This is a genomic window from Microcystis sp. LE18-22.4A (assembly GCF_027531105.1).
Classification (GTDB): domain Bacteria; phylum Cyanobacteriota; class Cyanobacteriia; order Cyanobacteriales; family Microcystaceae; genus Microcystis; species Microcystis aeruginosa.
This window is the reverse complement of sequence record NZ_JAPZRB010000222.1, coordinates 1-13,934: the sequence shown is the minus strand read 5'-3', so window position 1 is coordinate 13,934 and position 13,934 is coordinate 1. Positions and strand designations below refer to the sequence as shown.

Below are 13,934 nucleotides of genomic sequence, written 5' to 3'. Positions count from 1 at the left end.
TTACAGTTGAGCTAATATTTGTTCTAGTTCTATTTGGTCGATTTCTAATAAGGGGAAATCTTGGGCGGTGTAATCTCCAGTATCCGCTTCAGGCGGCGGAGGATTCACTATTTCTGGTTCTGTTTGTGACTCGGTGACTCTTGTTGCTACTGTGGCTAATTCGGCGATACTTTGATGGGTAAATAATTGTTTGGGGGTTAACTCTAATCCTGCTTTTCTCGCTCTAGTAATGATTTGAATAGTCAGGATGGAATCGCCCCCCAGTTCAAAGAAGTTATCATAGATACCTACTGGCTCTACTCGCAAAACTTGTGACCAGATTTTAGCTAATATTTCTTCTTCTAGGCTACGAGGAGCAACAAAATTCAATTCTATCTCCCCACGCAAGTTGGGTTCAGGTAAAGCACGATGGTCTAATTTGCCATTGGGGGTTAAAGGTAAGGTTTCTAAGGTAACAAAAGCACTAGGAATCATGTAATCTGGGAGCCTAGCTTTGAGAAATTGCCGCAGTTCATTTGTGCTTGGGGTGACATTTTTGGGCGGCACGATGTAAGCAACTAGGCGTTTTATTCCTGGACTATCTTCACGAGCGGTGACACAAGTTGTTTCTACATAATTATGCTGACTCAGAACCGCTTCAATTTCTCCTAATTCAATGCGGAATCCTCTAATTTTTACCTGGTTATCAATACGTCCTAAGTATTCGATATTGCCATCCGGTAAATAACGAGCTAAATCTCCTGTTTTATATAATCTGCTTTCTGTTGTCTGATGGAAGGGATGAGAGATAAATTTCTCATTGGTTAACTCTGGACAATTGAGATAGCCTCTCGCTAATCCCGCACCGCCTATGTGTAATTCCCCAGGCACACCAACAGGAACAGGTTGTAAATATTCGTCTAAAATATAGGTTTGTACGTTAGCAATAGGACGACCAATCACTGGTTTGAGGTTAGCTGTGATCAAACAGATTGTGGTATCCACAGTGCATTCTGTCGGTCCATAAACGTTATAGAAATTAATGTTTTGAGCCTTTGCCAAAGTTGCCCACATAGATTCATCAATGGCTTCTCCTCCCACCAAAACAGATTGAGGATGATTGTCACTGTCCAGCAATCCTACTGAAATCAGTAGCCTCAGTTGCGATGGTGTGCAATCCAATACATCTATTTTTTGCTGCCGCAGGTAGGATAACATGGCATGGCCATCAAATCGCACCTTTTCTGGCACAATGTTCAGGCTATGACCATATATCAGTTGGATAATCTGTTTCACGGAAGTGTCAAAAGCTAAAGAACCATTGATGCTGACTCGCAATGGGGAAATCTGATGGTGAGCATAAATAGCTTGATGCAGTCCGTGAGCAAGATTGACAACGGAGGAATGCTGAATCATCACTCCCTTTGGCTCTCCTGTTGAACCTGAAGTGTAGATTGCATAAGCTAAGTTTTCCGCTTGAACTTCACAGCCGGGATTTGATTCCTGTGCTTGAGTGATAAACGACCAGTCAGTATCTAAACAAACGAGTTCTGATTGGTGTTTTGGAAGTCCTGCGATTAAATGTTTTTGGGTTAATAGAACTCTAACTTGAGCATCTTGGAGTATATACAGTAAACGCTCAGTTGGATACTCAGGGTCAATTGGTAAATAACCTCCACCTGCTTTCAAAATACCTAGCAGTCCTACCATCATTTCTAGGGAACGCTCGACACAAATTCCCACCAACACATCTGGTCCCACCCCCAAATTTTGCAGGTAATGAGCTAACTGGTTCGCTCTGGCATTCAACTCCCGATAATTTAACTGCTGGTCTTCAAACACGACCGCTATATGATCAGGAGTTCGTTCCACCTGTTCCTCAAACAATTGATGAATACACTTATCTAATGGATAGTCAGCCTGAGTATTATTCCACTCAAAAAGTAACTGCTGCTGCTCAACTTCTGTGAGCATTGGTAACTGGAAAATGGGCTGCTGTGGGTTCAGCACAATAGAGTTGAGCAGTCTGACAAAATGCTTGACCATACGCTCAATGGTAGCGGCATCAAATAAGTCGGTGTTATATTGCCAACACGGCTCAATCTCCCCTTTCGCTTCCCTTACCATTAAACTCAAATCCAAGTGTCCGCCTCGTTGTCCTTTCAAGTATGGCTCCATTCGCAACAGGGATTTTTGCAAATGCAAGGAATTATTTTTTGCTTCACACCAAGTTAGTGCTTGCCAAGCAAAACTGACTTGACATAAAGGCGAACGGCTAGTATCTCGTTGTGGCTGAAGTTTATCTGCTAACCAAGAAAATGGGTAATCTTGATGCTTTTGGGCTTGTCTAACTATTTTGCCAACTTGAGCCAGAAGTTCTGTAAATGTGGCATTCTCCTGAACAGAAATTCTTAAAACGGTCAGGTTGGAAAAGTAGCCAACAATCTCTTTAAATTCTTTAGCCGTCCGACCTCTCATCGGACTACCTATAAGAATATCTGTTTGATTAGTGTAGCGGTAAAGTTGGACGTAAAATGCTGTGAGCAGAATCTGATAAAGACTGGTGTTCGATGCTGAAGCTAGATACCTGAGTTTTTCAGTTAACTGTTCATCTAGCTTGGCAATGTATGAGGCTCCTTGATAAGTCTTTACTGGAGGGCGAGGTTTGTCGGGAAGCAGATGCAAAATTGGCAATTCGCCAGCTAATTGTTGTTGCCAATATTGCCACAGTTTTTCTCCCCTATTACCCGATAGCATTGCTGCTTGCCATTGGACAAAATTTGCATAAGTTTTATTTTCATTCCAAGAATCTGGGGCTGTTTCTGTCTGCTGTTGACTAACTTGCTCCACTTCCTCGGGATATAAAGCTTGAAATTCACTCAGCAGTAAATTATAAGACCACATATCACCAGCAATGTGGTGCATTGTCAGCAAGAGAATGTGTTCTGCTGCTGAACGAGTAAATAAATTCACCCGCAAAACTGAATCTTTTTCTAAGTTAAAAGGGCGGTCAGCAATAGCATAGATTTTTTCTACTAATTGGTCTTCGCTCCAGTCGCTGGCATCTATTACCTCAACCTTAAAATTCTCTTGCTGGTTAACCTGCTGTACCGGTTTGCCTTCATAACTGGTATAGGTGGTTCTCAGAATTGGGTGCTTTTCAATAATTTTTTGCCAGACACGATTGACAACAGCAATCTCTAAATAAGCATGAATTTTTGCAGTAATAAATATATTATAAGCAACGCTCTCCGGAGCAATTTGGCAGATTAACCACATTGCTTCTTGTCCCGGTGAAAGTGGGTAAATTGTTTTCATATTTCTACTCATGACTCGCCCGCATTTGTGATGATCAAAAAAGGTTATCTAGGGGAAGGCGTATGCTTTATGCCGCTACAGAAACCGAATTTGCCCCACTGTAGGGGCGCAAGGAAGCCGAGGACAAAATGTAATATATATTGAACATTTTTCACCATCATGTCGCAAGGTCTGTTATCGCTTTGAGGGAACAGGAAACGGGGAAGAAAATCGGCGCACCTCATTACTTTGAACCCTGTATCCTGAAATCCTATCATAGAAAAGAAAATTTGTCATGGTCAACAAAATTCGATAATATGTGGTAGTCTGAGAAGCGCTCACTAGCTTTAGCTATCAAAACAATGGTTACTTGTAGTAAGATAACGAGGGTTAAAAAAGCAGTAGCAGGGGGCTGAGAAAGCGATCACTCTATGCTGACAGATAAAGCGACGGGATCATGTCACCACAACTCAAGCACAATAACCTTAAAATTGTCGGGGAGCTTTATATTTTCGCCAATTGCCTTCTACTCCGCCAATCCAGCCAAAATCTAAAATCATTCCAGCAAAATGTCCACAACTCAAATATAAATGCTATATGTCCGCCAAAGTCCCTCAAGATCGATCGACGACTAATATTATCTCCGATGTCAGCAAATTTTGGCACAGTGTCAAGCTGATCGCTGCTCCCTATTGGTATCCTACTGAATCGGGGGGAAGGGCTTTTTCTGATGTGATGAAAGCTTGGGCAATGCTCATCCTACTAATCGGGGCAATCCTAGGAGTTGTGGGATTAAATGCCTTCAATAGCTTTGTTAGTAATTACTTAGTTGATGTCATTCTTGAAAAAAATGATTTTGATAAATTTGTCAGAACTTTGGTAGTTTTCGCGGTTGGACTGCTCTTTGTCACCCTTTTAGTTGGCTTGCTTAAATTTCTCAGAAAAAGAATCGCCCTAGATTGGTATGCTTGGCTCAATGACTGGATTCTCAACAAATATTTGCATAATCGCGCCTATTACAGAATTAATTTTAAATCCGATATCGACAACCCAGATCAGCGTTTATCCCAGGAAATTGAGCCGATTACCAGTAAAGCTCTCTCCTTTTTTGCAGTTGCCCTGGAAAATGTCCTAGATATGATCACTTTTTTAGTGATTCTCTGGTCAATTTCTTCCTCTGTAGCCATTATCTTAGTCGTTTGGACAATTCTCGGTAACGTCATTGCTATCTATTTTAACCAAGCTCTAAATAAAATTACTCAAGAAGAATTAGAACTTAAGGCTAACTACAATTATGCTCTAACCCACATTCGTAATCATGCGGAGTCAATCGCTTTCTTTGAGGGAGAAAATCAGGAATTAAATATTATTCAGCGGCGATTTAATAAACTCTTAGACAGCGCTAAACGTAAAATTGATTGGGAGAGAGGCACAGAAATTTTTAGTCGGGGCTATCAGGCGGCAATTCAAGTATTTACTTTTGTCATTTTGGGTCCTTTGTATATCAATAGTGAGGGCATTAGTTTCGGACAGGTCGGGCAAGCCTGTTTAGCGGCTAATTTGTTTGCTACGGCACTGGCGGAATTAATTAGTGAATTTGGCACTTCGGCACAATTTAGCAGTTATGTTGAACGTCTATCGCAATTTTCCCAAGCCTTAGAAGAAGTCATTAAACAACCGGAAAATTTAAGCACGATTAAAACCATCGAAGAAAACCAATTTTCCTTTGAAGATGTCACCTTGCAAACCCCCGATTATGAACAGGTAATTGTCGAAAACCTCTCCCTTTCTGTTCAGCCAGGACAAGGTTTATTAATTGTCGGTCCGAGTGGTCGGGGTAAAAGTTCTTTGCTACGCGCTATCGCCGGTTTATGGAATGCAGGCACAGGCCGATTAGTGCGTCCCCCCCTAGAAGAAGTATTGTTTCTGCCCCAACGTCCCTATATAATTTTAGGAACCTTGCGAGAACAGTTACTCTATCCCAATCGTAATCAAGAAACCAATGAGATAAGATTGAGGGAAGTTTTGCAAGAAGTCAATCTCCAAAATTTACTAAATCGAGTCAATAGCTTTGATACAGAAGAGCCTTGGGAAAACATTTTGTCCCTGGGAGAACAACAACGTTTGGCTTTTGCTAGGGTATTGATTACCCGTCCCAGTTTTACTATCCTCGATGAAGCCACAAGTGCTTTGGACTTAAACAATGAGGAAAATTTATATCGGCAATTGCAGAAAACTCACACAACTTTTATTAGTGTTGGACATCGGGAAAGTCTCTTTAACTATCATCAATGGGTTTTAGAACTCTCTAGTAATTCCCATTGGCAACTGCTTACAGTGGAGGAATATCGCCGACAAAAAGTGAAAGAAATTATTAATATTTCTGTCGATAATTCTCAAGATAGGCTCGAAGATTTACCGAATCAGGAAACCGAGGTCAATCCTAAAATCAATTCTGCCGGGGAACCCCCCCCCGAATCGCCAACGACAACAATCTTAACAGAAGTCGAAGAGGGACTTTCCCATGCACAAATGAAGGAATTAAGCGACTATTCCCTTAGTAGCATCAGAAGCAAAGCCAGTCAGGGAAAATCAATTACGGGGAAAGATGGACTGACCTATCGCTATGACAAAGACCCTAAAATCTTAAAATGGCTAAGAGTTTAGCCGATGAGAGACGGGTCAAAAAACAACGTTAAACTATTACACCAACTTAGCTACCCAAAAAATGAATCAAACCCTGGTTAATCAACAACAGTTGTTCCAAGAAATCGTCCAAGATATCGAGCAAAATAAAATTGCAATCGCGGCGAAAAAACTGCGTCAACAGGAAGCAGATAGCTGTGAAGTTCCGGCTCAGTGGCTCTGGAAAACAGCAGCGGCTTTAGAAACCAACGACTGGAGCATTTTATCAGAAGATTTCATTAATCTGAATTTTATCGGTAAAAATGGTTATTTTCTGATGATTGCTCCCTATCGCATCAATCGTCAGGGAGAACGACAACTCACGTTGAGTGCGATTTACGGAAAAATTCACCAAAATAGTCAACCTTCTATCGAACAACTAGAAAGCTTGACTCGTGAAAAATTTGGCAGTCTAAGACAACCGATTCCTAGAAATTTATCCTTTACTGAAATTGCTAGTTGCGGCACGGTTAAAGGTGAAAAGGGGGAGGCTTTTATCGTTCCCCATAGGTGGACTTTTCCCAATAGTGTTCAGGGGCCAGCTTTAAATAATGCCAGTGAGCAAAAACGACGCTTTTCTGGTTCTAGCTACGAATGTATCCGAAAAATTTTTGAGCCAGAAACGGCCGATTTGCTATTAGGACCCCTGGAGGATCAAATTAATGGTGAACGCTATCGTCATCTCGATACCCAATTCCATGAAGCGGGTCATGCTAGTGGGTTAGGATTTGACTTAAAACTCAAAAATAAACTGTTTCAAAACTATACCTATGCCGGAGTCGAGGAGTGGCGCTCAGATAGTTTAGGCTTTGAATTTGCCGACTGTGCTTTACCTGCCGAAGAAGCGGGAAAATTAGTCGCTGTTAATTTCTGCATTCGCTTTGGTTTAGATGCTCACCGTTTAGGGGGTTTAGAAAAAGATGTGGATGTCCACGCTAGTTTGATCAGTTTGGAATATCTCTTGCAAAATGATGCTATTTATCTCAGAAAAAATGGTCAATTGGCCCTGCGTAATGTCAGTTATCCAGGCTTACTAAAAGCGGTGGAAATGCACCGAACAAAAGCCTTATCTCTAACGCGAAGGGAGTTAAATCTAAATAGTCCAACAGGTCTTTTTGCTCTGTATAAAGTAGAGATTCATCCCGCAACCCAATTAATTTTTCAGGGACTAATTGTAGAGCGCTGCCGCGGAATTTGGTCAGAGTTACAATAAGTACCTAGGGTTTGCTGATAACCGGCCCGGGGAGGGATGTCAATCAGCCATGAGCATTCCACCAAAGCCTATTGATGGCGATAGGGATTGGGGTCAACTCCTCTGAGTTTCTCGCCACAGCAAGTGCCGGCTCTGGAATATTAGTCGTTGACTCCTAAGTAGCTGTTTGCAATTAAATAGAAGATAGGTTTTGCACTCGATCCCCCCTGCCCCCCTTAATAAGGGGGGTGCCGACGGGGGGATCTTAGAGTTTTTTACGCCCATCTACTTACACATTTATTTATATATATATCGCTAGATAACTAAAATGTGTTAAGCTAGGCGGTAGCATTCTGGGAAATCATGACAGATAAATCAATCTCTTATTAGTCAGAGTCCCTGAACCCCTGATTACCCCTTTCTCCCCCGGTCGATGACAAAACCAATGGCTGAACAACGCTCTGTACTAAAATTTAATGGCATCGATGATCATATTGATCTATCCCACGGATTTCTTGACATCGATCAGAGTATTACCATTACATTTTGGGCAAAAGGGGAAAATAATTTAGCTACAGAAACGACTCTTTTAGAAGCTGTTAATCGGGAAAATAACCGGGTTCTACATATTACCCTGCCTTGGGGCGATCCCGTGAAACCTGCGATTTTTTGGGATGCGGGAAATGAAGAAGGTTTCGATCGAATTGAAAAAAAAGTCAAGCTTAAGGATTATAGCGATTGGACTCATTGGGCCTTTGTCAAAAATGCGACCACAGGCCGAATGTTGATCTATCGCAATGGTATCATTTGGCATCGTGGCAACGGTCATAACCGTGCCTTAACGGGGATTGAAAAAATCATCTTGGGAGCCTCTGTTAATCTCTCTCATTATTGGCAAGGTTGTCTTGCAGAACTTTCTGTTTGGAATCAAGCGCGTAGCCAAGAAGAAATCCAAAAAGCGATGTATCAATCTCCCTTAGTTGATGACCTTGGCTTAGTTACTTATTTATCACTCAATGGCAGTGCCGAGGATCAAACAAGTTATAGCAATCATGGTATTCTTTATGGGACAACCTGGCAACTAGATAGTCTTCCCTCCAAACCGACCTCGATCCCTAAATCAAAAACTCAGACTAGCAGTAAAGCTAGAAGGAGTGCGAAAAGGATAACAATGGTCAACGAAATTTTTAACTCCCTTGAAGAAGAAGAAGTGATTGAACAGGATGCTCCATCCGAAAATCAAGAACTTTCCCGGGAAGATAATTCAGAATCAATTATAATTGCTGCAGAAGCTGCTCTTGCCAGCAATGAAATTGAGGAGATTAGTGAAACAGCAATTTCTCAACCAGATATCCTCACTTATTCAAACCAGAAAAAACGGTTAATTATTTGTTGTGATGGTTCTTGGGAAGACTCTACCAGTGCTTACCCCACTAATGTGGTTAAATTCGCCGAATCTATTAAGTATATTGCCGAGGATCAAACCCCCCAAATCGTCTTTTTGTCAGGTTCTGGCACCCCCGAAGATAACGAATTTATTAAAAGTTTAGGCAATGAAACTTTTGGCTGGGGCCTTGATCGAATGATTCAAGATGCCTATCGTTTTCTTGTCCTTAACTACAATCCCACAACCGAGGATGAAATTTATTTGTTAGGTTTTAGTCGAGGCGCATATATCGTTCGTTGTTTGGCTAGTTTTATCGATAAATGTGGAATCCTAAAACGCTCTAAGATTAAAGAAATTCCCCTGGCTTATCAACTCTATCGAGACCACACCGTTAGTTCTGATAGTGCCAAAGCTCAACAATTCCGTGCCGCTAATGCTAAAAAAATTGAGACAGAAAAGGAAGATTTTCAAGATCGTATTCCAGTCAAGATGTTAGGTTGTTGGGATACAGTTGGCAATTTTGGTATTCCTGATTTAACTCCTTGGTTTCCCCTGGCTAAGTTTTATCATAAAAAATATGAATTTAGTAATACAAAATTAAGTCCGATTATCCAGAATGCTTTTCATGCTGTTGCCATTGATGAAAAACGTAAAAACTTCCCTTCCACTCCGATCAAAGCCAATCCAGAAAATCCCGAACAAGTTGTCAAAGAAGTTTTATTTGTGGGTGAACATACCTGTCTAGGTGGTGGCAAAAAAGAATATCAAGGACTTTCCGATTACCCGTTACAATGGATGATTAATCAAGCCAAAAAATTGGGATTAGAGTTTGACTCAACCACCTCTGAATCTGAGGAATTCCAAATTAAACTAGACCCGACCATCAAGTTCGATAATACTGTTAAAGGATTGTCGGCCTTGGGAGGTGAGCAATGGCGATATTTCAATACAAAAGTTGTCACTGTTCATCACAGTGTGGTAAAACGATTAAAGGCTTTTTCCGATTATCGTCCCAAAAGTCTTGAACCTTTTCTTCAAGCTTTACTTGACGACGATCAACAGACAGATTAACCTTGCTTTAGAATTAAACTAATCCTTCGCTAGAAATTTGAGGTGATTTTTATGGAACTCGATAACATTATCAAAAAAGTGGCAGGTACTTATTTAGCTTCGGCTATTATTGCTGTCATCGTGCTAATTCTGACCCTCGGACAACCCTTTGTAGTTTTTCTGGGTATTGGAGCGATGGGGTTGGTTACTGTGCTAGGAGATGCGATTGCTCAGTACGGAATTGAAGCGGTTCTGAATGCTTTTTACACTGAGCGAAGTAAAAAAGAATCCCTAGAAACACTTTTGGCTGAAATTGATGCTTTACCTCTGACTGATGACCTGAAATTAAAAACCAAAAAACACTTGACTGACCATCAAGAACAGACAGTAAAGCAGCAAGAAACGGTAACTGAGCCAACTCCTGAAAGTCCTCAAACAGTTGTTATTGAAAATGAACCAGTTATTGAAAATGAACCGGTTGTTGTTGAAGTTGAAAATGTTTAATTAGGTATTGCTCCCTCTTGCAATAGCTGGGGGCAGCGGATGATTATTGCTAAGTATTGAGGAATTTTTTGGTCTAAGATAGCTATGCTAAATAGGAACTCTCAACATCTGATGACCTATAAAAAAATTGCCATTTATGAGCAAAGCTATCAACTTCCTGTTTTTAAAAATAGATACTTAAAAAATTTTCAGAAAATCATCAAGGAACGTCGGAAATTAATTCAAGAAGGAGTTCGCTACCATTACTATTTTGGTAAGATTATTAAACGAAAAGAAAAAATTACTCAACAAGAAATCTTGATCGAGACTCAGTTATTAATTAAAGACTATAATTTATTAATTAATGGACTAGAAATCTATCAAGACGGATATTATCGTTTTTTACTCCAACTCAGTGACAATCTCAAAATTTTATTTTCCCAAAAATATCAAGAATTGAAAATCTTAGACTACGAGAGAATAAAGTTAGAAATTAAAAATAATAATAATCAAAATATTCTCAATCAACTCAAGCTGGAAAAACAGGAAAATTTTCGGGCAATTTTGCTACTGGGAAAAACATCTTTTTTGATGTTGAGAAAAACTAAATTACTAGGGGAAGGAGTTCAGAAATTAGCCGAGGATACTCAAAAGCAGAAAAAAATTGTGCAAGCAATTATTCAAGAACTCAAAATTTATGAGGAATTAAATCATTATCAACTCAAATCTCAACGAGTTCGCCAAGAAATTGCGGATCTTGCCCAAAATGCGATTAATTTTGAAAACTACTTACAGGACTATTTTGCGCCTTTTCAATTATTAATAGAAGAAGTGATTAAGGTGGATGAAGAATTTTATGCAACAGTTGGAGAAATTAAGTATTTGGTAGATAATATTTTTCCACCTCAGCCTGCTCTCTTAGAAACGTCAGATTCAGCCATAAATTCTGAGTTTTTGCTAAATTTTCTGGCGACTGGTTACGAGAAAGAAGCAAGGTTAAAAGAGGCTTTTTCCTCTGATCAATTTAATGATTACTTATTCAATGAAAGTGAATGGTCAGAACAATTTATTTCCCTAGAAAAAACCATCAATAAATTATCTCATCATTTAGCAGAACAAGAGGCTTGTCAAAAAGACACTATCCCCAAAACTCCCCTAGCAATAGTTGTCTCTCAATTCACTCAAAACAATATTCACAAATCTTCTACTTCTAAAAATCCCCAGACTTCCCCAAATATCTTAACTCAAGAATCGGCTGATATTGATTATAATCAATTACAAGATTTGCTAAGAAAGCAACAGTGGCAAGCGGCCGATCGCCAAACAACCAAGCTACTATTGAAAATCTTGCGTAAGACCTACTGGAATGAGGTTTATCCTCAAGATATTGCTCAATTACCTTGTTCGGATCTGAAAAAAATTGATCAACTTTGGCTTCATTATAGTAATGGTCATTTCGGTTTTAGTATTCAGCAAGCCATTTTCTCTAGTCTCGGTGGTTTAGTGGATTATGAAACCCAAAAGAAACTTGGCGATCGCCTAGGTTGGCGGAAGGAAGGTCAATGGCTCAATTATGAGCAACTAAACTTTGAATTAGAGCCGAATTCTCCCCTCGGTCATTTACCCGTTCATTGGTTGATTTTTGAAGAAAATCTTTGTTACCCATCTGCGGAAGCTTCTGACAATCAAAATTCCCTGGCTTTCTGGAGAGTTGGCAATTGGTTATTGTGGCAACTTCACCTCGTTTTAAGCAAAATTCAAGCCTGTGGAATTATTCCTCTGTCTGACTTTTAAAGCGATTATCTAAGCTGTTGACTATCTAAATTACTCGTTAATTAACAGGGATCAGGGAGAGGCAGTTTGAGCATTTATACTAAAATTCCCAATACATACGCAGTTTAAATGCAGTACAGCTTATCATCCTAAATCCTGTTTTAAAAAGCAGATAACAATCAATCCTAAGTTAGCCAATGATAGTTAGTCAAGTTTTTAATTTCATTAGTCATTGTTTCTTCCATTGCTTCAATCGTTTCAAAATGCTCATTAACCAGGGGTTCATCTACTAGAGACCACAATCTCTCGGCTGGCTGTAATTTTGGCGAATAAGCAAAGTAGAAAATCGAGCATGATTCCCTCGGCAACTTAAAGTTTTTGACTTCTATCTGAGAATTGGTAAATTTATCTCTTAATTATTGGACTTTTACTGGTAAATTCTGCTTAAATTTTTCTGGTTTAACTGGGTCTCCCTTTTATGTTTTGGTCTCGGTTTTTGACAAGAATATCTGCACTTTTTTTAAGTAATCCCATCCCCTTTGATTCCAAACTTTTTCTCGTCCCGTTTCCTTTTCTATCCATCTAGCCACCTTCGGACCTGTCCAGATTCCTCCATCGGCAGGACGTTTTTTCAGTTCTTCTTTTAATTTTTGCAATTGTTCTTCCTTCAATAAAGGTTCTTTTCCTCTCCGATGTTCCCCACTTTTTTTCTTGAGATTTTTAACTCCTTCTTCCCCTAATTCATTATATCTTTTGAGAATTCTAAAACTATATTGATAATCTAATCCTACAGCTACTGCAGCATTTTTGATTGTCCATCCTAACGATATTTTCCACAATAAGTGCCATCTTCTTGTTTCTACTGAGTCTTGACTTCTTCTGTATCTATCTTTCAGTTCCTCTGAACTTAGATGTTCGGCTAAGTAAGCTTTCTTGGGCATTTTATCTCATTGTTTTTATTTACCCTATTATAACAGGATTTAGGCTCAAACGGTAAGTCTGCCAAAGCAAGCGTCAAAAGCGCAAAATCTGCGAGATTAGTTTTGGAAACGCTAATCTCAGCGAAGCCGATTAGCTTAGTTCATATCGCTCTCATCGTCAAGTCTAGCTCTAGCACAGAGGCTCCCCTGTCTGGACAGCACTAAGGATTGTCTTGTAATTCACTCGATCCCGAACGTCACCGAAACGACCGCGGTAATATCTTTGTCGATCGAGGAGGTGTCGTAAATTCCCGAATCGCTCACGTCAGTGGAATTGCGCGAGGTGATCTGAAAAACTCCCGTTTTCGCATCGCGCACCCTTCCCACCCGACTGCCGGTACTACTGGCGATCGCCTCAGCCCTCGCTCTCGCATCCTTGGTCGCCGCAGCCACCATTTCCACCCGCAGCTTATCGAGTTGGGTGTAAAGGTATTGGGGGGGTTCAGAGACGAGGCTAATTCCCTCCTCGATCAATTCCGTTACCTGCCTAGAAAGTTCCGTGTAACGGGCCACATCCCCCGCTCGGATCTCGAAGCGTTGGCTGAGGCGATAGGCAAGAATTTGCCCAGTTTCCTGGCCGTTAGCTGTTACTTCGGGAATCGCCATCGTCTCGATCGCGTTGGTGGTGATTGCGTCGTCGGGAACTTGTTTTTCTTTGAGATAAGCTCGTATCCGCTCGGTTTGCCGGATCAGATCGCGGTAGGCTTCGCGGGCGGTGGGTTGTTGACTGGAAACCGATAAACGCCAGAGAATATAATCGGATGTAATCGGCCTTTTTGCCGAACCAGTCACGACAAAAACATCGCTGGCCCGTTTCACCGCTAAGAGGGAGCGCGCCGCTATCCAGGAACTCAAGACGAGAGCGATCGATAGCACTGACAAACCCGCGAATAGCTGCGGGAAACGTCGGAATATAGAACTGTCTTTCATCGGAAATTTTGGGTCTGAAACCCCGCCGTAGAACGGCGGCTTTACGTTAGAATTAAAAGGCCAGTCTCGAAAACCAAGTGGACGGCGCAGCACCTTGAAAACTCGGCTTAGGGGGTTCCGACCAGAAAAGCTTGGCCGGGTAAAAAGTCGCGCGCAACAAGTACAAGAAGCTATAGGC

8 protein-coding genes are annotated in these 13,934 nt (G+C 40.8%); 5 read left to right on the top strand and 3 right to left on the bottom strand.

Annotated features, from left to right (window positions below):
- A complete protein-coding gene (locus tag O9295_RS09885; RefSeq protein ID WP_288032841.1) occupies positions 1 to 3,297 on the bottom strand; it encodes a non-ribosomal peptide synthetase in 3,297 nt (1,098 codons plus the stop codon).
- Positions 3,298 to 3,873: 576 nt separating this feature from the next.
- Between O9295_RS09885 and O9295_RS09880 the strand changes: the two genes are divergently transcribed.
- From O9295_RS09880 to O9295_RS09860, 5 genes are all read left to right on the top strand, one after another.
- Entirely contained in the window at positions 3,874 to 5,943 is a 2,070-nt protein-coding gene (locus tag O9295_RS09880) for an ABC transporter ATP-binding protein/permease (RefSeq protein ID WP_288032840.1), read from the top strand.
- Between the two features lie 61 nt (positions 5,944 to 6,004).
- On the top strand, positions 6,005 to 7,174 hold the full coding sequence (locus tag O9295_RS09875) for a DUF6014 family protein (RefSeq protein ID WP_288032839.1): 1,170 nt from the start codon (positions 6,005 to 6,007) through the stop codon (positions 7,172 to 7,174).
- Positions 7,175 to 7,598: 424 nt separating this feature from the next.
- Positions 7,599 to 9,611: a phospholipase effector Tle1 domain-containing protein gene (locus O9295_RS09870; protein ID WP_288032838.1), complete on the top strand. Its 2,013-nt coding sequence runs from the start codon at positions 7,599 to 7,601 to the stop codon at positions 9,609 to 9,611.
- Positions 9,612 to 9,662: 51 nt separating this feature from the next.
- On the top strand, positions 9,663 to 10,094 hold the full coding sequence (locus tag O9295_RS09865; RefSeq protein ID WP_288032837.1) for a hypothetical protein: 432 nt from the start codon (positions 9,663 to 9,665) through the stop codon (positions 10,092 to 10,094).
- 111 nt (positions 10,095 to 10,205) lie between these two features.
- A complete protein-coding gene (locus O9295_RS09860; RefSeq protein ID WP_061430373.1) occupies positions 10,206 to 11,867 on the top strand; it encodes a GUN4 domain-containing protein in 1,662 nt (553 codons plus the stop codon).
- A gap of 455 nt (positions 11,868 to 12,322) precedes the next feature.
- Here the strand turns inward: O9295_RS09860 and O9295_RS09855 are convergent, their stop codons facing one another.
- Entirely contained in the window at positions 12,323 to 12,787 is a 465-nt protein-coding gene (locus tag O9295_RS09855; RefSeq protein ID WP_002799684.1) for a helix-turn-helix domain-containing protein, read from the bottom strand.
- A gap of 219 nt (positions 12,788 to 13,006) precedes the next feature.
- Positions 13,007 to 13,756: an SIMPL domain-containing protein gene (locus O9295_RS09850; RefSeq protein WP_061430372.1), complete on the bottom strand. Its 750-nt coding sequence runs from the start codon at positions 13,754 to 13,756 to the stop codon at positions 13,007 to 13,009.
- Positions 13,757 to 13,934 lie beyond the last annotated feature (178 nt).